Genomic DNA, 21,982 nt, shown 5'->3' with positions numbered 1-21,982 from the left:
ACGGACTACAAGGACTCGCCCATGAAAGCGTTCGGCAAAATCCTGGGACTAGGGCTTCTCGGGTTGCTGCTGATCATCGTGGCGCTGGGCTTCGCCCTGACCCACCTCTTCGATCCCAACGACTACAAAGACGAGATTCGCCAGCTGGCACGTGACAAGGCTCACGTCGAGCTGACCCTCAACGGTGACATTGGCTGGAGCCTGTTCCCGTGGCTGGGCCTGGAGTTGCACGAAGCGAGCATCGCCACCTTGAACAAACCCAAGGAACCGTTCGCCGACCTGCAGATGCTCGGGCTTTCTGTACGTGTGCTGCCACTGCTGCGCCGCGAAGTGCAGATGAGCGACGTACGCGTCGAGGGCCTGAACCTGACCCTGGCCCGTGACGAACAGGGCCATGGCAACTGGGAAGACATCGGCAAGCCGCTGCCCGCGCAGAACGGCGCCAGCGCCGATGCGCAGGCCAGTGCTCCGGCCCAGACACCGGCCGAACAGGCGTCGGCACCGGTCGCCAGCAATGAACGCGCCGTCAAGCTGGACATCGACAGCCTGACCGTGAACAACGCCCGCGTGCAGTACACCGATGCCAAGACCGGCCAGAGCTACAGCGCCGAAAGCATCCAGCTGAGCACCGGCCCGGTCCACGAAGGGGCGAACATTCCGCTCAAGGCCAGCGCCTTCCTCAGTGCCAGCCAGCCGAACATCAAGGCCCGCACCGAACTGGCCGGCGAGCTGCGCTTCGACCGCAAGCTCAAGCGCTACAACTTCGAAGACATGCGCCTGTCGGGCGAAACCTCGGGTGAGCCCACCGGCGGCAAGACCGTGACCTTCGCCGCCCAAGGCCAGTTGCTGGTCGACCTGGCCGCCGATGTCGCCTCGTGGAACGGCCTGAAAGTCTCGGCCAACCAGCTGCGCGCTCTGGGCGAACTGAACCTGCGAGACCTGGACAAGGCGCCACAGCTGAGCGGCGGCCTGTCCATCGCCCAGTTCGACCTGCGCACCTTCCTCGACAGCACCGGCCGCCCGCTGCCAGCCACCAACGACCCGGCGGCCTTCGCCAAGCTGGAGCTGGTCACCCGCCTGCAGGGCACGCCGAACAGCCTGGCCCTGGAAGACCTGGCGGTGAAACTGGACGACAGCACCTTCAGTGGCCGCGTGGCCGTCGAAGACTTCGCCAAACAGGCCCTGCGCCTGCAGCTCAAGGGCGACACCTTCAACGCCGACCGCTACCTGCCGGCCAAGAGTGAAGAGGCCAAGGGCGCCACCGCCGCGCGCCAGGCCGAGGTCAAGCAACAAGAAGCCAGCGCGGTCGCCGGCCCTGGCACCACGCCGCTTCCCAACGCCCCGACCCAGGTCGCCTGGAGCGACGACAAGCTGCTGCCGGTCGACCGCCTGCGCGCCCTCGACCTGCAGGCCGACCTGGCCTTCGGCTCGCTGACCCTGGACAAACTGCCGATCGAAGACGCCCAGCTCAAGGCCATCGGCCAGGGCGGCCTGCTGACCCTGCAAACCCTGCGCGGTGAACTGTACAACGGCACCTTCGAGGCCAAGGGCACCGTCGACGTGCGCCCTGCCGTGCCGCAACTGGGCGTCAACACCAGCATCCAGCGGGTGCCGGTGGAACACTTCATCAAGTCCGAGGGCAAGGAACAGACGCCACCGGTCAAAGGCCTGCTGACCCTGACCAGCGACCTGACCGCCACCGGCAACAGCCAGAAGGCCCTGGTCGACACCCTCAACGGCAACGCCAACTTCGTCATCAACGACGGCGTGCTGGTCAATGCCAACCTGGAACAGCAGCTGTGCAAGGCCATCGCCACGCTGAACCGCAAATCGCTCACCGGCGAGCCTCGCGGCAAGGACACCCCGTTCCAGGAACTGCGGGGCAGCCTGGTAGTACGCAATGGCGTCGCCAACAACCCGGACCTCAAGGCACGCATTCCGGGCCTGACCGTCAATGGCCATGGTGACCTCGACCTGCGTGTACTGGGCATGGACTACAACGTTGGCGTGGTCGTCGAAGGCGACCAGCGCGCCATGCCGGACCCGGCCTGCCAGGTCAACGAACGCTATGTGGGTGTCGAAATACCGCTGCGCTGCCGCGGCCCGCTGGAGCTGGGCGCCAAAGCCTGCCGCCTGGACCAGGACGGCCTGGGCAAGGTTGCCGCCAAGGTGGCCGGCAACCGCCTGCAAGACAAGATCGATGAAAAACTCGGAGACAAAGTGAGCCCGGAACTGAAAGACGCGCTCAAGGGGCTGTTCAAGCGATGAGCCCCGAGCAGTTCTCCAGCGCAGTGCTGGATTGGTATGACGAACACGGCCGGCACGACCTGCCCTGGCAACAGGGCATCAACCCGTACCGGGTCTGGGTGTCGGAAATCATGTTGCAGCAGACCCAGGTCAGCACCGTGCTCAGCTACTTCGACCGCTTCATGCAGGCCCTGCCGACCGTGCAGGCCCTGGCCGAGGCGCCGGAGGACGAAGTGCTGCACCTGTGGACGGGCCTGGGCTACTACACCCGGGCACGCAACCTGCAAAAGGCCGCGAAGATCGTGGTCGAACAGCATGGCGGCGAATTCCCGCGCAGTGTCGAGCAGCTCACCGAGCTGCCCGGCATCGGCCGCTCCACCGCCGGCGCCATCGCCAGCATCAGCATGGGCATCCGCGCACCGATCCTCGACGGCAACGTCAAGCGCGTGCTGGCCCGCTACACCGCCCAGGCCGGCTACCCCGGCGAACCCAAGGTAGCCAACCAGCTGTGGGCCACGGCCGAACGCTTTACCCCGCAGCAGCGAGCCAACCACTACACCCAGGCGATGATGGACATGGGCGCCACGCTGTGCACCCGCAGCAAGCCCAGCTGCCTGATCTGCCCGCTGCAGCGCGGCTGCGAAGCGCACCTGCACGGTGAAGAAACCCGCTACCCCGAGCCCAAGCCGCGCAAGGCACTGCCGCAACGCCGCACACTGATGCCACTGCTGGCCAACCACGAAGGCGCCATCCTGCTTTACCGCCGCCCGTCCAGCGGCCTGTGGGGTGGTTTGTGGAGCCTGCCGGAGCTTGACGACATCGCCCAGCTCGACGATCTGGCCTACCAGCACGGCCTGCGCCTGGCTGACAGCCGCGCCATGGACGGCCTGACCCATACCTTCAGCCACTTCCAGCTGGCGATCGAGCCCTGGCTGGTGCGCGTCGACCCGGTCGGCCAGCACGTGGCCGAGGCCGACTGGCTCTGGTATAACCTCGCCACCCCGCCGCGCCTGGGCCTTGCCGCCCCGGTGAAAAAGCTGCTCAAACGCGCGGCCGACGAACTGATTGCAGGAGACGCCCGATGACCCGCACCGTGATGTGCCGCAAGTACAAAGAAGAACTGCCAGGCCTGGAGCGCCCGCCCTACCCCGGCGCCAAGGGCCAGGACATCTTCGAACACATCTCGCAGAAAGCCTGGGCCGACTGGCAGAAGCACCAGACCATGCTGATCAACGAAAAGCGCCTGAACATGATGAACGCCGAGGACCGCAAATTCCTCCAGGGCGAGATGGACAAGTTTTTCGCCGGCGAAGAATACGCCCAGGCGGAAGGCTACGTTCCACCCTCGGAATGACCCCACGGAACGTAAGCGACGGAATTAATTTAAAATTTTTTCAAAAAGTCGTTGACGAGCGGTCTGAAAGTCTATTTAATTCACCTCGTCGCCCAGATAGCTCAGTCGGTAGAGCAGAGGATTGAAAATCCTCGTGTCGGCGGTTCGACTCCGTCTCTGGGCACCACCTTCAAGCTTCTGGTGGTTGCAAAGTTACCCGAAGCGACAACAAGAAACCCGCCTAGTGCGGGTTTTTTGTTGTCTGTCATTTTTGCTGGAGGCTTGGCAGTTACCTGCCGTTACTGCCCCTCCTGATCGCTAAACCTTACCCCGCCGCGCGCGGCAGCACCTCGGCATGAAGTCTGACCCCGAGGGCCGCCATCACTTTCATGATGGTCGCCAAACTCGGGTTACCCTCCGCAGACAACGCCTTATACAGCCCTTCTCGTGTCAGGCCGGTATCACGCGCCAACTGAGCCATACCCCGGGCACGAGCGATATCACCCAGGGCTGCAGCAAGCAGTGCTGGATCGTTTTCTTCAAGACAGGCCTCAAGGTAGAGGGCCATGTCTTCCTCTGTCTTCAAATGGTCTACAGCGTCCCATTTGGTCAGCTTGATATTTGTCATGGCGGCCTCCTAAAGGTCGCGTGCCAGCTTGAGGGCAGATTTGATATCTCTGGCCTGGCTGGTTTTATCGCCACCCGCCAGGAGGGTGTGCGCATGAAAAAATGTGAACCACAGTTCACACTACATTCAATTTTTAGCTGTTTCAAACTGTTTGTGGACGCGCCGTTGACCGATATCAAAGTGCCGCCAATCGCTCGACTTAAAATGCCAGATGGACATCCGACCCGACCCGCAAGGACCTCCATGAGCGAAGAATCCCCCCTCCTGCTCCCCGCCCCCAGCGAGCCCGCCATCACCCCAGCCCGCACGCGTCGCCCACGCCAGCGCAAGCCGGAGCCGACGATCACCAGCATCAGCCAGCAACCTGCTGCACTGGAAGTCGCCACCGCCCCCAAGGGCAGCAACGAAGACAGCACCTCGGCCCACCTGCCGGCCAGCTACCCCTACCGCACCCGCATGCGTCGCCAGGACTACGAAAAGGCCAAGCACGCGCTGCAGATCGAATTGTTGAAGGTACAGAGCTGGGTGAAGGAAACCGGCCAGCGCGTGGTGATCCTGTTCGAAGGGCGCGATGCCGCAGGCAAGGGCGGCACCATCAAGCGGTTCATGGAGCACCTCAACCCTCGTGGTGCGCGCATCGTTGCCCTGGAAAAGCCTTCCGAGCAGGAAAAAGGCCAGTGGTACTTCCAGCGTTACATCCAGCATCTGCCCACGGCAGGCGAAATGGTGTTCTTCGACCGCTCCTGGTACAACCGCGCCGGCGTCGAAAAGGTGATGGACTTCTGCACGCCGCTGCAATATCTGGAATTCATGCGCCAGGCCCCGGAGCTGGAGCGGATGTTGTGCAACAGCGGCATCCTGCTGTTCAAGTACTGGTTCTCGGTGAACCGCGAAGAGCAGCTGCGCCGCTTCATCTCGCGCCGGGACGACCCGCTCAAGCACTGGAAGCTGTCGCCCATCGACATCAAGTCGCTGGACAGGTGGGAAGATTACACAGCAGCCAAGGAGGCGATGTTCTTCCATACCGATACCGCCGATGCGCCGTGGACGGTGATCAAGTCCGATGACAAGAAGCGTGCGCGGATCAATTGCATCCGGCACTTTCTGCATTCGCTGGATTATCCGGGCAAGAACCACAGTGTGGCGCATGCGCCGGATGAGTTGTTGGTCGGTCGGGCGTCGCGGGGGTTCGAAGAAGACGAGTTGGCGCAACCATAGATTGAAGGTTCACGCCAACGCCAGCCATCCGCAACCCAAGAAGGGCTGCGGATCGAACCTTAGTCCTCGTCAGCTTCTTCGTCTGCCCCCACATCAGGCATGGAGCGAAGATGCTCGAAGGCGTCTTCGGTCATGTAGCCCAGGTAGGAGACACTATGCAAACCGAGGCCGCTCTTGAAACGTTTATCGTTCTCATAAAGATCGGCCATAACTGCGCCGAGATCCTCCTTCGTGATCTGCGGTCCATCGCAGGGGGCGAAGCCGGTCGGAAAGACAAGGCGTCCGTCGTCGGTATAGCCGTATAGAGTAACAAGATAGAAATGCTTCATGGTTCTCTCCTTTTGCGCAGACATACGCGTGCTCAAAGCGCCGATCCATTGTCGAAATTGGCTGTCGCCTGGCGTGAGTGACAGCAGGAGAGAAGCTACTGACGTTGCGCAGTCGCCATAATCGGGACACGAATCCCTGGCACATCTGGCAGCCTATGCCGAAAAGGGGCACAGCTTGGGTTTCTCTGGTAATTGCGCTTCAATACGCGCACTTTTCAGACACGCCCAAGGATTCCCCATGGCCACCCCCACCAAGCAACAGAAACGCGCCAAGCGCGCCGCCAGCAAGGCCAAGCAGAACCGCATGGTACGCAGCGGCCAGGCAGTCAAGGCCAGCGCAGGCGACAGCGCCAGCATCGAGCAGGTGTACAACAAGGCCATGGAATCGGGCAGCTACGACCCGCTGTTCAAGAAAATGAAGGAGGCCCAGGAAGGCGGCCTGGTGCCGATGATTTCGGTGTTCCTGGTAGACCCGCTGCTGGCCCTGGTGCTCAAGGGGCACAAGGAAGAACACGCCACCGACTACATCGTGCTGGTGTTCAATGCTTACCGCAAATGGCTGGACGGGGCCGACGAAGAGACCACCATGGCCTGGCTGGAGAGCGATGAGTTCCAGGCAGCCTATGTGGCGGCTTCAGAGCTGGTTGCCAAGCAGCAACAGCAGCAGAAGCAGTTTGGCTGACAGGGCTGGATAACCTGCCCGGGCCCTATCGCCGGCAAGCCGGCTCCCACATGAACACCACAGGCCCGAAGGCAATGCCGTCCCTGTGGGAGCGGGCAAGCCCGCGAAAGGGCCGGTACAGTCAACAAAAAAGGCCGCGCCCTTCACAGGACGCGGCCTTTTCATTTCAGCCAGCGCGGATCAGTTGTCCAGCGCCACCCGCCCGGCAGCTTCACGCTTGCGGTGCACCAGCAAGCCAGCCGCCACCACACCAATGCTCAGCAGTGCGGTCGCGATGATTTCGGCGCGGTGGTCCTCACGCAGCGCCATTACCACCAGAATGGCAATGATGAAGGCAATGGTCGCCCAGGTCAGGCCCGGGAACAGCCACATCTTGAAGGTGATCTTCTCGCCGCGGGCCTCACGCTGGGCACGCATGCGCAGCTGCGACACGGCAATCACCAGGTACACCAGCAGCGCAATGGCACCAGAGCTGGCCAGCAGGAACTCGAACACCTGGGCCGGGGCCACGAAGTTGGCGAACACACAGAGGAAGGCCGCTGCAGTGGACAGCAGAACCGCCACATGCGGGGTAGCCGACTTGGTGGTGCGCTGGGCAATGGCCGGGGCGTCACCACGCTTGCTCAGCGAGAACAGCATGCGCGACGAGGTGTACAGCGCCGAGTTCAGGCAGCTGGTCACGGCGATCAGCACGACGATGTCGACGATCAGCTTGGCATTCGGCACGCCGATGCGGCTCAGCACGGTCTGGTAGGAACCGGTCTCGGCCAGGGCCGGGTCATTCCACGGCACCAGGGCCACGACCAGGAAGATCGACACCAGGTAGAACAGGCAGATACGCCAGATCACCGAGTTGGTGGCGCGGCTGATCTGCTTGCCCGGATCCTTCGACTCGGCAGCGGCAATGGTAACGATTTCGGTACCCATGAACGAGAACATGGTGGTCAGCATGGCTGCCAGCACCGCGCCCAGGCCGTTAGGCATGAAGCCCTGGGTGTCGAACAGGTGGCTGGCACCACTTACCTGGCTGCTCGGCACAAAGCCGAACATGGCAGCACAACCCACAGCGATGAAGCCGATGATCGCCAGCACCTTGAGCAGGGCGAACCAGAACTCGAACTCGCCGTAGTTCTTCACGCTGCACAGGTTGGTCAGGGTCAGCGCCAAGGTGATGACCAGGGAGAACGCCCACAGGTCGACCGCAGGGAACCAGGCATGCAGGATGGCCGCTGCGGCGTTGGCCTCCAGCGGAATTACCAGCACCCAGAACCACCAGTACAGCCAGCCAATGGTGAAACCGGCCCAGCGCCCGATGGCGCGGTCGGCATATGTAGAGAACGAACCGGTGTCAGGCGAGGCGACAGCCATTTCACCCAACATGCGCATCACCAGCACGACCAGCGTACCGGCGGCAGCGTAAGCCAGCAGCACGGCTGGGCCCGCAGCAGCGATGGCGTGGCCGGAGCCAACGAACAGGCCGGCACCGATGACGCCAGCGATGGACAGCATGGTCACATGCCGTTGTTTGAGCCCCTGAGCGAGGTCATTGGAATTGTTACCGCTCATTAAAACTACCTTTGTAAGGAGTGGACCACTCCGACTGCGGTTACGGAGCGCGCCTGGGGTTGACCTGGGCGTCGCTGCAATCGGCGGTTTCCTACTGGCAATAAGCGCGCCATGTGCTGAATGCATTCGTCAGAAAAGTCGGCAGGCCTTTTAGTATGCGGTTTGGAGGGCTTTCGGCCAACGGCTGACCGAAAGGCCGCCAAATCATCGGATTACTGAAATACCCACTTACAAACGCACCAAAGGTGCTCCCCGGTAACACCTGTGCACCGCTGCAATGCAAAAAAGTGCAACCTAGAGGTACAACCTGAAGACCTGACCGCACCCGCTCGGGGGCATGCCCGCTCCCACAGGTCAGGTGCAACCATTTGAGCTTTTTAACGAACCTGTGGGAGCGGGCGAGCCCGCGAAAGGTCTAAAACCGCTTCCATGAGCGGGCCAAAGCTGGCACCATCGCGCCTTTTTTCATCAAGGCTCTGGTGCTGGGCGACACCTTCGCGGACATCCGCGCGACGTTGCGCTGCAACGATGCGACAAACCGCCCCACCAGCGCCCCGAGTCCCCAGCGACCCTGTTGGCCGTGATAATGCCGCTATGCTAGCTTGGCGCACGCCAGGAAGGCCGCCAACAGCTGGGAACGCACCCGTACACATGAGGACCGCACATGGCTCAGGCCACGCCCGCGCTGGAAATCCGCAATCTGCACAAACGCTACGGCGAGCAGGAAATTCTCAAGGGCATTTCGCTGACCGCACGCGACGGTGACGTGATCTCCATCCTGGGGTCGTCCGGCTCCGGCAAGTCCACCCTGCTGCGCTGCATCAACCTGCTCGAGAACCCGCACCAGGGCGAAATCCTGGTCGCCGGTGAAGCCCTCAAGCTCAAGGCCGCCAAGAACGGCGACCTGGTCGCCGCCGACAACCGCCAGATCAACCGCCTGCGCAGCGAGATCGGTTTCGTCTTCCAGAACTTCAACCTGTGGCCGCACATGTCGATCCTCGACAACATCATCGAGGCGCCACGCCGCGTGCTCGGCCAGAGCAAGGCCGAGGCCATCGAAGCCGCCGAAGCCCTGCTGAACAAGGTGGGCATCTACGACAAGCGCCACAGCTACCCCGCCCAGCTTTCCGGTGGCCAGCAACAGCGCGCCGCCATTGCCCGTACCCTGGCCATGAAGCCCAAGGTCATCCTGTTCGACGAGCCAACTTCGGCGCTCGACCCGGAAATGGTCCAGGAAGTGCTAAACGTTATCCGCGCATTGGCCGAAGAAGGCCGTACCATGCTGCTGGTGACGCACGAGATGAACTTTGCCCGCCATGTGTCCAGTGAAGTCGTCTTCCTGCACCAGGGCCTGGTCGAAGAGCAGGGATCGCCGCAGCAGGTCTTCGAGAACCCGACCTCGGCGCGTTGCAAGCAATTCATGTCCAGCCACCGCTAACGGAGCAATACATGCACACTTACAAGAAGTTCCTCCTGGCAGCTGCTGCCACGCTGGTGATGTCGGCCAACGCCCTGGCCGCAGAAAAACTGCGCATGGGTATCGAAGCCGCCTACCCACCGTTCAACAACAAGGATGCCAGCGGTAACGTGGTCGGCTTCGACAAAGACATCGGCGACGCCCTGTGCGCCAAGATGAAAGTCGAGTGCTCGGTCGTCACCTCCGACTGGGACGGCATCATCCCGGCCCTGAACGCCAAGAAGTTCGACTTCCTGGTGTCGTCGCTGTCGATCACCGACGAGCGCAAGCAGGCCGTCGACTTCACCGACCCCTACTACTCCAACAAACTGCAGTTCATCGCACCAAAGAACGTCGACTTCAAGACCGACAAGGCCTCGCTCAAGGGCAAGGTGATCGGCACCCAGCGCGCCACCCTGGCTGGCACCTGGCTGGAGGACAACTACGGTGACGACGTAGAGATCAAGCTGTACGACACCCAGGAAAACGCCTACCTCGACCTGGTTTCCGGCCGCATCGACGGCATCCTGGCCGACAAGTACGTGCAGTACGAGTGGCTGAAGAGCAAAGACGGCTCGAACTTCGAGTTCAAGGGCGAGCCGGTGATGGACAGCGACAAGATCGGCATTGCCGTGCGCAAGGGTGACACCAAGCTGCGCGACGACCTGAACAAGGCCCTGGCAGAAATCAAGGCCGACGGCACGTACAAGAAGATCAACGACAAGTACTTCCCGTTCAGCATCGAATGATCCGCCCCGACCGGCGCGCCCTTGCGGCGCGCCAGTCCCTAGAATGACCTGCCCATGAATATCGACCTGCACGGATTCGGTCCGGCCATGATAGCCGGCACCCTGATGACCGTAAAACTGGCGCTTTGCGCCTTGCTGCTGGGCCTGGTCCTGGGCCTGCTCGGCGCCCTGGCCAAGACTTCCTCGATCAAGCCGCTGCAATGGCTTGGTGGCTTCTATTCGACCCTGGTTCGCGGCGTGCCCGAACTGCTGTGGGTACTGCTTATCTATTTCGGCACCGTCGGTTTGATGAACGCCCTCGGTGAAGCCCTGAACATGCCGGGCCTGGAGCTCAGCGCCTTCGCTGCGGGTGTGATCGCCCTGGGCCTGTGCTTCGGCGCCTACGCCACCGAAGTGTTCCGTGGCGCCATCCTGGCGATCCCCAAGGGCCACCGTGAAGCCGGCCTGGCGCTTGGCCTGTCCAAAAGCCGCATCCTGTCGCGGATCATCCTGCCGCAGATGTGGCGCATCGCCCTGCCCGGCCTTGGCAACCTGTTCATGATCCTGATGAAGGACACCGCCCTGGTGTCGGTGATCGGCCTGGAAGAAATCATGCGCCACGCACAAATCGGCGTGACCGTGACCAAAGAGCCGTTCACCTTCTACATGGTTGCGGCCTGCATCTACCTGAGCCTGACCATCATTGCCATGACCGGCATGCACTTCATGGAAAAACGCGCCGCTCGCGGCTTTGCGAGGGCCGAATAATGAATTGGGAAGTCATCATCAAATGGCTGCCACGCCTGGCCCAGGGTGCGACCCTGACCCTGGAGCTGGTGGCCATCGCGGTGGTTGCCGGGTTGATCCTGGCCATCCCGCTGGGCATCGCCCGCTCCTCGCGCCACTGGTATGTGCGCGCGGTGCCGTTCAGCTACATCTTCTTCTTCCGTGGCACGCCGCTGCTGGTGCAGCTGTTCCTGGTCTACTACGGCCTGGCGCAGTTCGACATGGTGCGTTCGAGTTCGCTGTGGCCGTACCTGCGCGACCCGTTCTGGTGCACCGTGCTGACCATGACCCTGCACACTGCTGCCTACATCGCCGAGATCCTGCGCGGCGCGCTGCAGTCTATCCCCAAGGGTGAGATCGAGGCGGCGCGGGCGCTGGGCATGTCGCGGGGCAAGACGCTGTTCTACATCATGCTGCCACGCGCCGCGCGCATCGGCCTGCCGGCGTACAGCAACGAAGTGATCCTGATGCTCAAGGCCAGCGCCCTGGCCAGTACCGTGACCCTGCTGGAACTGACCGGCATGGCCCGTACCATCATCGCCCGCACCTACCTGCCGGTAGAGATCTTCTTTGCCGCCGGGGTGTTCTACCTGGTGATCTCGTTCGTGCTGGTGCAGGGCTTCAAGCTGTTGGAGCGCTGGTTGCGCGTGGATGCCTGCCAGGGCCGCTGAGACCACTTAGCTTTCTTCGCGGGTAAACCCGCTCCCACAGGGACCCCACAGCCCTCAAGCTGTGCACTATACCTGTGGGAGCGGGTTCACCCGCGAAGAGGCCCTCAAAACCAACACACATCCCATGCCCAACCACCTCCACAGCCCCCACCTAAGCACCCGCTTCCAGGCCCTCGACCAGTTCCTGATCGAGCACCAGCAGCTGTGGAAACCCCGCCCCTTCACCAGCCTGCAGCTGGCCTGGGAAACCGCCCACCCCGAGCTTGCCGCCCACCTGCGCCAATGCTCCCTGGCAGACGCCGAAACCGACACCACCGCAGCCCCGTTGCCCGCCCCGTTCCCGCAACTGGCCCAGCAAGCCCGACAGCTTTCGGCACTCGGCAACCTCCCGGAAACCGACCTGCCCCCCGCCGCGCACCGCCTCGACGTAGCCGTCCCCGGCCGCAAATGGCAGCAGATCGAAGCCTTCGCCAGCCACCTGGCCTTCCGCGAACAGCCCCGTCTCTGGCTGGACTGGTGCTCCGGCAAAGGCCACCTGGGCCGCCGCCTGCTGCAACCCGGCCAACACCTGACCTGCCTGGAATACGATGCCGAACTGGTCGCCGCCGGCCAGGCCCTGAGCGCGCACCACCACTTGCCAGCGCAGCATGTGCACCAGGATGTGATGGCCAACGACAGCGCCCGCCACCTGGCTGGCGACAAAAGCGTGGTAGCCCTGCACGCCTGTGGCGACCTGCATGTGCGCCTGATGCAACTGGCCAGCCAGCAAGGTTGCCGGCAACTGGCCGTGGCCCCCTGCTGCTACAACCGCATCGCGGCGCAGCAATACCAGGCGTTATCCACAGCCGCCCAAGCCTCCAGCCTGCGGCTGTCACTGGACGACCTTGGCCTGCCCTTGAGCGAAACCGTTACCGCCGGCGCCCGCGTACGACGCCAGCGCGACACCTCGATGGCCCGGCGCCTGGGCTTCGACCTGCTGCAACGCCAGCAGCGCCAGACCGATGAGTACCTGCCGACACCGTCGCTACCCGTGGCCTGGCTGGAGAAGCCCTTCGAGCAGTACTGCCGCGACCTGGCCGAACTCAAGCAATTGCAGCTGACTGGCAACCCGGACTGGGCAGCCCTGGAAGCCGACGGCTGGCAACGCCTGGCCGAGGTTCGCAACCTGGAGCGCGTGCGCAACCTGTTCCGCCGGCCGCTGGAGCTGTGGCTGGTACTCGATCGCGCCCTGTTCCTCGAAGAACAAGGCTATAACGTGCGCCTTGGCCTGTTCTGCGACTACCCACTCACCCCGCGCAACCTGCTAATCCTTGCCGAACGCGACCGTTAGCCGCAGCACAACCTGTGGATAACTCTGTGAACAAGCTTGTGATTACCTGTTGGATCCAAGCGCTATTTCAAGCGTTTCGCTTATTCCAGCTTGCGCGTCAAGGCCAGTAAAAACAGGCGTTTGCGCAAAGACCGGCGGTGTATCGATCCGGCATGCCTTTCGCGCAAGGCGCCGATGCCACTTGTGCATAAACATTTCTTGTGGTTGGCGACTGCGTCTAAAGCCTTACCCAGAATGGCCTGATTTACGCGGTCCCTTGTAGGAGCGGCCTTGTGTCGCGAAAGGGCTGCAACGCAGCCCCAGCGATCTCTGCAAATACGCCAAAAACGGGGGCCGCTTTGCGGCCCATCGCGACACAAGGCCGCTCCCACACTGACCGCATCAATGCGCCTTGTTCTTGGCAATCTCGATATCGTTCATCAGCGCCTTGGCCATGTCGCACAAATAATCGGCGGCGCCCAGGAATTTATGGTCATCCTCCATATCCCCCTCGCGCACCAGATGCTTGATGTAGCCCATCAGAATCGAGACATGTTCGTAGGCAGCATCGACGGGGACGCCAGGCTCGACGCGTAGCAGATTGAGGGATGGGTTACCGGCTGCGAGGAAGGTTTCCACGCCTGCGGTGGTGATTGGCTTGGGGCTGCGGGGATCAGTATCGATCGTTTTCAATTTTCAAACTCCCTAGTTCAAAGGAGTTGCCGTGTTCATTCTTTCTCACGGAACAAAGGCGGCAACCGTGCACGAGGTGAGAAACCGAGTGAACATAGGAAGCTCGGCCAGACCAAAGTCTGCCCGCGCACGGTCGCCATTACGCAGCCGATACGTTCAAAATCGGGTTCTCACACCCGGTCGCCAGAGCGACCCGAAAACGGTATCCGTGAGCCATTTCCCCGACAACAGCGATACTTCGGCGGCGCGCGTAGGATAGTTCCGAAGCCACCAAACCCTGAAGCTGTTAGCCCCCTAGTTCAGAATTTTCGTACGGCTGATGGCCCTTTCGCGGGTAAACCCGCTCCCACAGGAATCTCACAAGGCTTGAGAACAGTGATATCTCTGTGGGAGCGGGTTCACCCGCGAAGAGGCCAGAACAGGCAACAAAAAGCTAAAGCCTCACCGCTGATCCCGCCCAACGGTGTATCATCCGCCCCCCAAATCATTAAAAAGTGACGTCGCGCGCTGCCCGCCAGCCCCGCGACCTTCTGGCGTTGCGCCAGAACCGACAATGGACTAACGGACCCGACCATCGTGACCCAAGCCAAGCCCCTCGCCCTGCTGACCCTCGCCCTGGCCCTGACCGGCTGCGCCAGCGGCACCGCTCCCCACCCCACCAGCAGCCTGGGCTGGAACCACCCCGGCATGCAGCTGGGCGGCGACAACGGCCTGCCCCTGCGCACCGAAAGCCCCTGCCGCAAGCGCGGCTGCGACAACGACAAGCTGTTCTTCAACCCGGGCAAAACCGAGCCGAGCGTCACCACCATCCATCGCGGCTGGTAGGAAAATTCTTCTTTCAGGTCGGTGACTTAGGTCATTTGCGAACATTCGCAACGAAGTGGTTTACAGGCGCCAACCGATCGTTATAATGACGCCCCATTGCCGGTATAGCTCAGATGGTAGAGCAACTGACTTGTAATCAGTAGGTCCCGGGTTCGATTCCTGGTGCCGGCACCATTCAAGGTTCCATAGAAAGCTTTCAAAATCTCTGGAACCCCCGAAAAACCCGCCTTCTGGCGGGTTTTTTTGTTTTGGCGTTCCGTCGGATTCCGAGGGTAGCCAGCGCTAATAAGGGTAGTTTTAAGGATAGAGGTCCGTTTCGATATCGGAGACTACCCTTATGGCCCGTACCACTGCCCCGCTTACAGACACCACCTGTCGCACGGCAAAGCCCAGAGAGCGCGAGTACAAGCTCTTCGACGGCGACGGTCTTTACCTGCTTGTGCAACCCAACGGCCGCAAAGGCTGGCGGCTCAGGTATGTGAAACCCGATGGCCGCGAAGGCCTGACCGCCCTCGGCAGCTATCCGGTGGTCGGGCTGGGCGACGCACGCCGCAAGCGCTTCGAGATCAAGCAGCAGCTCGCCAACGGCATAGATCCCATCCAGTACAAGCAACAAACCAAGACCCAAGCCGTGATCAACGGCCGCACCTTTGAAAGCGTTGCGCTCGACTGGCATGCGAGCATGGTGCCGAAGTGGGCGCCCGGCCACGCCAAGACTGTACTTAGCCGATTGAAGACCCATGTATTCCCTTTGATCGGTGCCAGAGCAATCGTTGAGTTGGACACCCACGACCTCATGCAGCCACTGGAAGCCGTGACGAAGCGCGGCACCATCGACGTGGCGCTCAGGGTCAAGAACTACCTGCAAAGCATAATGCGTGAAGCCAAACGGCTGCGACTAATCACAGCAAACCCGGCTCACGACCTCGATGGCTCGATCAAAACGCCACGGGTTACACATCGACCCGCACTACCCTTATCGCGGTTGCCTGAGCTACAGGCGCGTATCGACGGCTACAAAGGTCGCCCGCTCACGCGCCTAACGGTGATGCTATCGCTGCACGTGTTCGTGCGCTCCAGTGAACTGCGCTTCGCCCGTTGGAACGAGTTTGACCTCAAGCGTGGCATCTGGGAGATCCCCGACACCCGCCCGGCGCTGGACGGAGTACCCTTTTCCACAAGGGGTACAAAAATGGCCGGGGATATCCACGTTGTACCCTTATCGCCACAGGCAGTGGCCTTGCTTGAGCAGATCCACGCGATCACCGGCAAGTTCGAGCTGGTGTTCGCGGGGGATGCCAAACCGTGGAAACCGATGTCCGAGAACACGGTGAATGCCGCGCTCAGGACGATGGGCTACGACACCAAGGTGGATATCTGCGGCCACGGATTCCGAGCCATGGCGTGCAGTGCGCTGGTCGAGTCCGGGCTTTGGTCGGAGACGGCTATCGAGCGGCAGATGAGCCACAAGGAACGCAACAACGTACGCGCCGCCTATACCCACAAGGCTGAGTTCCTTGAAGAGCGCCGGATGATCATGACCTGGTGGAGCCGGTTTCTAGAGGCAAACCGCGAGGACCATGTGACGCCGCATGAGTTTGCAAAACAGACGGGCGAGAACGTCACGCGCCTACGCAGTGCCAAGAGGACCGAGTAAGCCGCCGCACCACCACCTCAAACTGGCTGTGAAGTTACCCACAGCACCGCATGAAGCTCCTCCGCGCGGGTCCTTTCAAACGGGGCTGCAAAGCCGCCCCGTTTGAAAGGACCATACCTAAGAAAAAAACCGCAGGCACAGCGTACGTCTGTGGAAAACCACTGATGCCCACCGGAGGATAGTTTTATCCACAGGCGCTAAATCCCTGAAATCGCTTTGCTTGACGAACATTGTCCACAGGCGTAGACCGGGAGTTGCAAGCGCTGTCGATGACAGCACCCAGGTGGCCCGAACCTTAAAGGTCACGCCGCTTTGGCGGTGGTTCTCCCCAAGGGCGATTAGCATCCGGCAGCTCGCCCGGTCACTACCCATGTGATGGATGCTCTTACACATATAGCGCTCGTGCGCCAGATACACCGTACCTCGCTGCCCTGCAGCAACCTATCCGCTTGGCCGAATCCTGCGCCAACCTGTGCCCGTCTCTTTCTCTGGAAAGAGACGGGCACTTCTACCAATGCTGCAGCCCTGATCGCATAAGGCTTTGCGGCATTCCCCCTCGTGACAATCGGCGTGACAAACGCCGATGTCACCAGCAACAGCCATGTAGATGATGGTGCCGCAGACCAAGGAATGGACTGCACCTGACTGACAGTCAGGTATGCCCCGGTCATCGCATTGCTGCTTGCACCTGGCTCAGGATCTCGCGGCGCTGGTCTCGTCAGCCAATGCAGCCTCCACCCGCCCACCGGTAACGGTGCTCAGGAGGCCAGATCATGAGATGCCCTTGCTCCTGGACGTAAGGAGCCGCCAGTCCCGCGTTAGAGGACATCCCCACAGGTCGCAGGGGCCTTGATCCCTGATAACACTCAGCATTCTTGGCGGGATGACGTGGGGCGAGGATCGGAGATCGGAAGATGAGGTGAGCGACATGGCATTGGTGGGTAGACGCGATGGCCGCAATTTCGGCTATGGCAGACAATTGAGCTATGCAGGGCCGCAGGCGCTGAAAGACATGTTCGGCGGTGGCCACTATGGTACGGTCAAGGCGCACAGTGATCGATGGCAGGCATTCGTGAAGTGGTGCCGCTCCGAACAAGGGCCAGGTATCAATGATGCGCGGCAGATTGATCGGAAGGTATTGGCGGACTATGCGGCGTATCTGCGCGACGTGGTTAGGCGCGGTGACCTCGCCGTCAGCACCGCACAAAATCGGCTATCCAGTGTTAACAGGACCATGGCAGCGCTTCGCGGTGATCAGTGCGTGAAATTGTCCAGCCCGAGCAAAGCTCTGGGCATGCAGCGCACAGGGGTTCGCCAATTGGTGCCGCAAGGCCAAGACCGCGAACAGGTTAAGCAGATCGTCGATGCGCTTTGCAGCCGTCATCAGCTGCGGGCTGCCGCGATTGTTCTGTTGGCGCGAGCCACCGGCATGCGCTTGCGTGAGGCCATCTTGGCTGACCTGCCACGGTTAAGCCGTGAGGCTAGCAATCTAGGTAGGATTAACATTCAGGATGGCACCAAAGGCGGTCGCGCCGGTGCGTCGGCGCCGCGTTGGATTGCTGTGGACGGCCATATTCGAGATGCACTTAAGTTTGCAAGGCAGATTTCGCCTGCGGGTAGCCGCAACCTGATTGCGCCACACGAAAGCTATCTGACTACTCTGCAAGCAATCATCCGTCCTGCACGGGACGTCTTGCATGCACACAACCTCAAGGGCTTCCATGAGCTCCGAGCGGCGTACGCATGTGAGCGCTACGAGCAGATCACCCAACACACCGCGCCAATCAACGGCGGCCAATGTTGCCAGGTAGATAAGAACCTTGATCGTGAGGCCCGGTGGCAAATCAGCTTCGAGCTGGGGCACGGGCGGATCGACGTGGTCGCTGCTTACATTGGTGGGCGGGCATGAGTAAGCAATTCGACATGGAGCTGTTCTTGACCGGAGTGCTAACCGGCTCGCACGCGACCCGGCAACGCCATCTGCGACAGGCGAAAATCATCCAGGCTGAAATTACTGAGCGCTGGCAGCGAGAAACGCCCTGGTCTTGGCAGCGAAAACATGTGATTTGGTTTCTCGAGCATTGCCAAAATAAGCATAGTAGAGCGACACGATATTACTATCTACTAACTGTGCAGTTACTCGCTCATCGTTTAGGAAAATCATGGGTATTCATCGCTGAGTGAGGCCTATCTCTGATAATCAGGACCTTCAAGACGTGGCCTATGGTATCCGACGGATTCATCGAAGAAATCATATATACGAATTTCACGTCTCAACACACTGAAAACCTCTTGTTCGCTAGGGCATACGTTTTCCACCAGAGCTGACCAAGATTTTCCACCTTCTTTGGCGGTTGCCTTTCAGGTGGCAGGGAAATTCAGGTGCAAGGTGACTGTAGGCCGTTCCCTAGCCTATAGAGTTTTAGGAGCCTACCCCTGGAATACGGAGGGGGGTTAACCGTCCGAAAAAAATCGTGACAGCATCATTTGGCCATCATATATTATGTAAAAATACCAACCTAAGCATTTAGGACAGACATGGAAAGTGACGCACTAAAGACAGACGATAAAGGACTGACGGCTGAATCAGTTAACTCTGCAATTTTTGAGCTAGAGCTAGAATTAAGCCGACTCGGAAGCGATATAAACTGTAGCAGCACTTACGAGCACGCTCGAACGCTCCTAGTTGGCGCATTGACGCAAACTTGCCAAATCTCAGGAGTTTACACTGGACAGAATTTAGAGCGTGTTCTTGGAAAAATAGAATCTGCAACAATTGGGCATCGAACAGCGTCAATTATTCTCATCCGCTGCATGGCAGTTGAAGGTTTGCTCCCTTTAGACGAACAGCCAAATGTTATAAATAGAAAGCTGCTATCGATAATAGAGAGCCATGTTCCAGATCTACTGAAATTCCTACGCCTAGAAAAGCAAATGCAAACGTATGAAAAAATAAACATCATACGCGCATTCCATGGCAACGCTTGCACTAATTACACGCCACTCAATCAAGTTTCTGGCTCTATATCAGAGATAGCCACTCAAAAAGCCATACTCTCAAAAGCACTCAAACACAAACAATTTCAAAGCTATCTACAGCCTTTTAATTACGTCCAAATTAAAACCAAGCTAGAAGGGCTGCTAGAGGGCATAGATGGACTAGCCTCTTGCAATGGCTCCGAATATAAGCAGCGGCTAGACGAAATAGAGCTTACTCTAGAAGAAGCGCAATCTATAGTTGAAAGCTGCCACTCCTTCTTTACAACCCAATTTGCCCAACCGTTTCTGGAAACTGTAAGAAACGCAATTGGGACAATAAAAAATACGTCTTCCGAAAGGTTATCATCCCATATTGAGCCGCTTAGAAAACCTCCAGGCTCAGCAGAGAAAAAATACCCTCTGCACCAGAGTGAGCGCTATATAAACATTCTCATTCCACTCATCAATAGAGGACCAGGAACTGCACTTAATGTTTCAGTCGAAGTTGATTGCGGCGATGAATCCGACATAATTCTGGAGAACGAAAATGTGAGCCTTGGAGATGTTTCTCCAGGGAACTTCGCAGTATACTTAAGAGCCTGCATTGTCAATCCATGCAAAAAAGCAGGAATGACCATTGAAATAACTTGGGCTGAAATTTTTGGCGAAACAAAAAGCCAGATATTTGATATCACGATTGAGGGACAGAATGAAAAAGTAGATTGGGCCTCGCTTGAAGCTCTAGAGCCATACAGTCTCGAGGTTGCTGAAGGTGATATGTTTGTTGGACGTGGAGCTAAGGTTAAAGCAATTGCCAACAAGCTATTGAAACGCCCGATGACCTCGACATATATTACTGGCCAGAAGCGAATAGGTAAAACTTCGCTTGCAAAAGCAGTGGTCGATTACTTGGAACGAGAGCATAAAGACTTTCACAGCTTATATTTAGAGTATGGTGAATATTGCTCAGCAACCCCGGAAAAAACACTAAAGTCTCTTGGCGAAAATATCTTTCACTTTCTAAGTGAGTATTTTTCAGCTACTGATGCCTTTACACCTGACTTCAGTGAGTCCATTGCCGACCTTAATTTGGCCGCAAAAAAATTAGAAACAAAGAGCCCGACAAAAAAATTTATTATAATTCTAGATGAGTTTGACGAAATTCATCCAGAACTTTATCGCTCCGGGCCTCTTGCCGAAACCTTCTTTGCCAACCTTAGAACACTTGCAGCACGAAAGAACCTAGCATTTATATTGGTTGGCGGTGAGAAAATGCCGTTTATCATAGGCGCACAAGGAGACCAACTAAATAAATTCTCACGACAGACTGTAGATTACTTCTCACGCAGCGAGGAATGGGTTGAGTACCTTGAGCTTATTACAAAGCCAGTTGAAGGAAAATTAAACTGGAACGAAGCATCTATAAATGAAATTTTCAAAATAACCCACGGCCATCCCTATTACACGAAACTCGTGTGTTCAAAAATCGTAAGCTCTACCGTAAGCGAACGCGACACAGAAATCACCGAGTCAAATATAACCTCTGAGCTTCCCGCACTACTATCGGAACTTGATACCAACGCTTTTGCGCATCTATGGAAGGATGGTATCAGCTTCGAGCGCGAGCAAGCTGAAGTAGCAGAACTTAAACGCCTCAGACTACTAGTTGGCATAGGCCGCTCTTTCAGAGAAAACAAAAGACTTGAAGATGATGCTAAGCGTCGTGCTGTCTGCGCTCAACTTCAGGAACATGAGATAACACCACTAATAGACGATTTCAAACGACGCGAAATTCTAAGCGAGCGTGAAGGGGAGCTCTATTTTACAGTGCCGTTATTTGAGCTTTGGCTCAAGGATTTTGGGTTAAATAAACTAATAACTAGCACATTGGGCGATGATTACGAAGATGCTATCAGAGCTGCAGAAGACAAAGCCCATGTCTCGGCCCAAGAAATCCAAAATCTCGTAAACCGCTGGCCATCTTATCGCGCACAAAAGGTAAATGGCGAGCAAATTAGGGCATGGCTAGACCAAGTTCCAGACATTTTAGATCAACGAATGCTTTTCAAAATCCTTGACAATATTAGATTTTTAACCCCTACGGAAATTGATGATTATCTAAAGATCGCTCATAGCAAAGCCGTTCACCCCTCAGTTGGCGCATCTACAGTAACTAGAAGAACTGATCGTCGGAATGATATTTGGGTGACATTCGCTGATGGCATAGGAAAAAGCGGGCTTCAATATGCTCGCATGTATGCTAAATCAAATGCGATTACCACCACTTGCATTTTTGATCCAGCGACGATAACAAGAAAACTATCCAACCTTAAAGACGAAATACCTCCCAAGGCTGTTGTCTTAATAGATGATGTCGTTGGCAGTGGAGACACCCTATCTTCAGGAATATTGAATTTTGGAGAAGAGTTTTCTGAAGCGCTTCTTAAGCTGGACATCCCCCTTATTGCTATCGCATTGATTTCAACAGAGGAAGGTGAGCGTAAAGTTAACTCGGCGCTATCCAAACTTTCTATAAAAAGCGAACTTCATATTTGCGAGATAATCCCTTCATCTGGTTTTGCATTCCTCGACGAAGAAATCAGCTTCTGGAACGATATAAGCGAAATGCACAGAGCAAAAGCACTGTGCAGAAATTTAGGATCTAAACTCTACAAAAATCCGTTAGGCTTTAAAGGACAAGGCTTACTATTAGTCCTTCCTGAAACCTGCCCAAATAATTCTCTCCCTATTCTTTACAGAACAAAAAAAGAGGAACCTTCTTGGACTGCTTTGTTCCCAAGGCCCGTTTCGTAACGCCTCTCAACCAAACGCAATTTTAAGTGCACTGCACGCGAGACGCATACACCATTTAATC

Annotated in this window: 19 protein-coding genes and 2 tRNA genes; 17 read left to right on the top strand and 4 right to left on the bottom strand. The window is 58.3% G+C overall.

Annotated features, from left to right (window positions below; translation table 11 throughout):
- The first annotated feature begins 21 nt into the window (after positions 1-21).
- The 4 genes from ABX298_RS12055 (at position 22) to ABX298_RS12040 (ending at position 3,767) form a co-directional block, all read left to right on the top strand.
- Positions 22-2,268: an AsmA family protein gene (locus ABX298_RS12055; protein WP_367394432.1), complete on the top strand. Its 2,247-nt coding sequence runs from the start codon at positions 22-24 to the stop codon at positions 2,266-2,268.
- Positions 2,265-3,332, top strand: a complete 1,068-nt coding sequence (gene mutY / locus ABX298_RS12050) for an A/G-specific adenine glycosylase (RefSeq protein WP_367394431.1) — start codon at positions 2,265-2,267, stop codon at positions 3,330-3,332. Before ABX298_RS12055 ends, mutY begins: the two co-directional genes overlap by 4 nt.
- Entirely contained in the window at positions 3,329-3,601 is a 273-nt protein-coding gene (locus ABX298_RS12045) for an oxidative damage protection protein (protein WP_003257478.1), read from the top strand. Before mutY ends, ABX298_RS12045 begins: the two co-directional genes overlap by 4 nt.
- 90 nt (positions 3,602-3,691) lie before the next feature.
- Positions 3,692-3,767 (top strand) — tRNA-Phe (locus ABX298_RS12040).
- Positions 3,768-3,905: 138 nt separating this feature from the next.
- Here the strand turns inward: ABX298_RS12040 and ABX298_RS12035 are convergent.
- Positions 3,906-4,208, bottom strand: a complete 303-nt coding sequence (locus tag ABX298_RS12035) for an addiction module antidote protein (RefSeq protein ID WP_015268632.1) — start codon at positions 4,206-4,208, stop codon at positions 3,906-3,908.
- Between the two features lie 243 nt (positions 4,209-4,451).
- On the opposite strand from ABX298_RS12035, the gene ppk2 reads away from it, so the two are divergent.
- Positions 4,452-5,426 (top strand): polyphosphate kinase 2, encoded by a 975-nt coding sequence (gene ppk2 / locus ABX298_RS12030; protein ID WP_075044346.1) that lies wholly within the window; start codon positions 4,452-4,454, stop codon positions 5,424-5,426.
- A gap of 59 nt (positions 5,427-5,485) precedes the next feature.
- Here ppk2 and ABX298_RS12025 read toward each other — a convergent pair whose 3' ends face one another.
- On the bottom strand, positions 5,486-5,755 hold the full coding sequence (locus ABX298_RS12025; RefSeq protein WP_075044345.1) for a hypothetical protein: 270 nt from the start codon (positions 5,753-5,755) through the stop codon (positions 5,486-5,488).
- 238 nt (positions 5,756-5,993) lie between these two features.
- On the opposite strand from ABX298_RS12025, the gene ABX298_RS12020 reads away from it, so the two are divergent.
- Positions 5,994-6,437 (top strand): hypothetical protein, encoded by a 444-nt coding sequence (locus ABX298_RS12020; RefSeq protein WP_075044344.1) that lies wholly within the window; start codon positions 5,994-5,996, stop codon positions 6,435-6,437.
- 180 nt (positions 6,438-6,617) lie between these two features.
- Here ABX298_RS12020 and gabP read toward each other — a convergent pair whose 3' ends face one another.
- The gene (gabP, locus tag ABX298_RS12015; protein WP_025337364.1) at positions 6,618-8,003 is read right to left on the bottom strand and encodes a GABA permease; all 1,386 of its coding nucleotides are present in this window, start codon (positions 8,001-8,003) and stop codon (positions 6,618-6,620) included.
- A 664-nt stretch (positions 8,004-8,667) separates the two neighbouring features.
- On the opposite strand from gabP, the gene ABX298_RS12010 reads away from it, so the two are divergent.
- The 5 genes from ABX298_RS12010 to ABX298_RS11990 all read left to right on the top strand — a co-directional run bounded on the left by ABX298_RS12010 (position 8,668) and on the right by ABX298_RS11990 (position 12,974).
- A complete protein-coding gene (locus tag ABX298_RS12010) occupies positions 8,668-9,441 on the top strand; it encodes an ABC transporter ATP-binding protein (protein WP_075044343.1) in 774 nt (257 codons plus the stop codon).
- 11 nt (positions 9,442-9,452) lie between these two features.
- Entirely contained in the window at positions 9,453-10,208 is a 756-nt protein-coding gene (locus ABX298_RS12005) for an ABC transporter substrate-binding protein (protein WP_046614504.1), read from the top strand.
- Between the two features lie 54 nt (positions 10,209-10,262).
- Entirely contained in the window at positions 10,263-10,955 is a 693-nt protein-coding gene (locus ABX298_RS12000) for an ABC transporter permease (protein WP_286100863.1), read from the top strand.
- Complete coding sequence (locus ABX298_RS11995) at positions 10,955-11,644, top strand: ABC transporter permease (protein WP_039613181.1); 690 nt, start codon at positions 10,955-10,957, stop codon at positions 11,642-11,644. Before ABX298_RS12000 ends, ABX298_RS11995 begins: the two co-directional genes overlap by 1 nt.
- A gap of 124 nt (positions 11,645-11,768) precedes the next feature.
- Positions 11,769-12,974: a methyltransferase gene (locus tag ABX298_RS11990; RefSeq protein WP_367394430.1), complete on the top strand. Its 1,206-nt coding sequence runs from the start codon at positions 11,769-11,771 to the stop codon at positions 12,972-12,974.
- A 381-nt stretch (positions 12,975-13,355) separates the two neighbouring features.
- Here ABX298_RS11990 and ABX298_RS11985 read toward each other — a convergent pair whose 3' ends face one another.
- Positions 13,356-13,646, bottom strand: a complete 291-nt coding sequence (locus tag ABX298_RS11985; RefSeq protein ID WP_003257466.1) for a DUF3077 domain-containing protein — start codon at positions 13,644-13,646, stop codon at positions 13,356-13,358.
- A gap of 576 nt (positions 13,647-14,222) precedes the next feature.
- Here ABX298_RS11985 and ABX298_RS11980 point away from each other — a divergent pair.
- From ABX298_RS11980 to ABX298_RS11955, 6 genes are all read left to right on the top strand, one after another.
- Positions 14,223-14,471, top strand: a complete 249-nt coding sequence (locus ABX298_RS11980; protein ID WP_015268625.1) for a hypothetical protein — start codon at positions 14,223-14,225, stop codon at positions 14,469-14,471.
- Between the two features lie 98 nt (positions 14,472-14,569).
- Positions 14,570-14,645: transfer RNA gene (locus tag ABX298_RS11975), tRNA-Thr, on the top strand.
- A gap of 163 nt (positions 14,646-14,808) precedes the next feature.
- Positions 14,809-16,128 (top strand): tyrosine-type recombinase/integrase, encoded by a 1,320-nt coding sequence (locus tag ABX298_RS11970; RefSeq protein WP_367394429.1) that lies wholly within the window; start codon positions 14,809-14,811, stop codon positions 16,126-16,128.
- A gap of 928 nt (positions 16,129-17,056) precedes the next feature.
- On the top strand, positions 17,057-18,037 hold the full coding sequence (locus ABX298_RS11965; RefSeq protein WP_367394428.1) for an integrase domain-containing protein: 981 nt from the start codon (positions 17,057-17,059) through the stop codon (positions 18,035-18,037).
- On the top strand, positions 18,034-18,312 hold the full coding sequence (locus ABX298_RS11960; RefSeq protein ID WP_367394427.1) for a hypothetical protein: 279 nt from the start codon (positions 18,034-18,036) through the stop codon (positions 18,310-18,312). The genes ABX298_RS11965 and ABX298_RS11960 overlap by 4 nt, the downstream gene beginning before the upstream one ends.
- A gap of 354 nt (positions 18,313-18,666) precedes the next feature.
- Positions 18,667-21,921 carry an ATP-binding protein gene (locus tag ABX298_RS11955; protein WP_367394426.1) on the top strand — a complete coding sequence of 1,085 codons (3,255 nt, stop codon included), beginning with the start codon at positions 18,667-18,669 and terminating at the stop codon, positions 21,919-21,921.
- Positions 21,922-21,982 lie beyond the last annotated feature (61 nt).

The sequence above is a fragment of the Pseudomonas sp. X4 genome (assembly GCF_040784925.1).
Lineage (GTDB): Bacteria > Pseudomonadota > Gammaproteobacteria > Pseudomonadales > Pseudomonadaceae > Aquipseudomonas > Aquipseudomonas putida_Z.
The sequence above is the reverse complement of the archived record's forward strand: the minus strand, read 5'-3'. Positions and strand labels throughout refer to the sequence as shown.

Coding starts and splice junctions, on each gene's coding strand:
- ABX298_RS12055 (WP_367394432.1), top strand. CDS start 22: ATGAAAGCGTTCGGCAAAATCCTGGGACTAGGGCTTCTCGGGTTGCTG.
- mutY (WP_367394431.1), top strand. CDS start 2,265: ATGAGCCCCGAGCAGTTCTCCAGCGCAGTGCTGGATTGGTATGACGAA.
- ABX298_RS12045 (WP_003257478.1), top strand. CDS start 3,329: ATGACCCGCACCGTGATGTGCCGCAAGTACAAAGAAGAACTGCCAGGC.
- ABX298_RS12035 (WP_015268632.1), bottom strand. CDS start 4,208: ATGACAAATATCAAGCTGACCAAATGGGACGCTGTAGACCATTTGAAG.
- ppk2 (WP_075044346.1), top strand. CDS start 4,452: ATGAGCGAAGAATCCCCCCTCCTGCTCCCCGCCCCCAGCGAGCCCGCC.
- ABX298_RS12025 (WP_075044345.1), bottom strand. CDS start 5,755: ATGAAGCATTTCTATCTTGTTACTCTATACGGCTATACCGACGACGGA.
- ABX298_RS12020 (WP_075044344.1), top strand. CDS start 5,994: ATGGCCACCCCCACCAAGCAACAGAAACGCGCCAAGCGCGCCGCCAGC.
- gabP (WP_025337364.1), bottom strand. CDS start 8,003: ATGAGCGGTAACAATTCCAATGACCTCGCTCAGGGGCTCAAACAACGG.
- ABX298_RS12010 (WP_075044343.1), top strand. CDS start 8,668: ATGGCTCAGGCCACGCCCGCGCTGGAAATCCGCAATCTGCACAAACGC.
- ABX298_RS12005 (WP_046614504.1), top strand. CDS start 9,453: ATGCACACTTACAAGAAGTTCCTCCTGGCAGCTGCTGCCACGCTGGTG.
- ABX298_RS12000 (WP_286100863.1), top strand. CDS start 10,263: ATGAATATCGACCTGCACGGATTCGGTCCGGCCATGATAGCCGGCACC.
- ABX298_RS11995 (WP_039613181.1), top strand. CDS start 10,955: ATGAATTGGGAAGTCATCATCAAATGGCTGCCACGCCTGGCCCAGGGT.
- ABX298_RS11990 (WP_367394430.1), top strand. CDS start 11,769: ATGCCCAACCACCTCCACAGCCCCCACCTAAGCACCCGCTTCCAGGCC.
- ABX298_RS11970 (WP_367394429.1), top strand. CDS start 14,809: ATGGCCCGTACCACTGCCCCGCTTACAGACACCACCTGTCGCACGGCA.
- ABX298_RS11965 (WP_367394428.1), top strand. CDS start 17,057: ATGGCATTGGTGGGTAGACGCGATGGCCGCAATTTCGGCTATGGCAGA.
- ABX298_RS11960 (WP_367394427.1), top strand. CDS start 18,034: ATGAGTAAGCAATTCGACATGGAGCTGTTCTTGACCGGAGTGCTAACC.
- ABX298_RS11955 (WP_367394426.1), top strand. CDS start 18,667: ATGGAAAGTGACGCACTAAAGACAGACGATAAAGGACTGACGGCTGAA.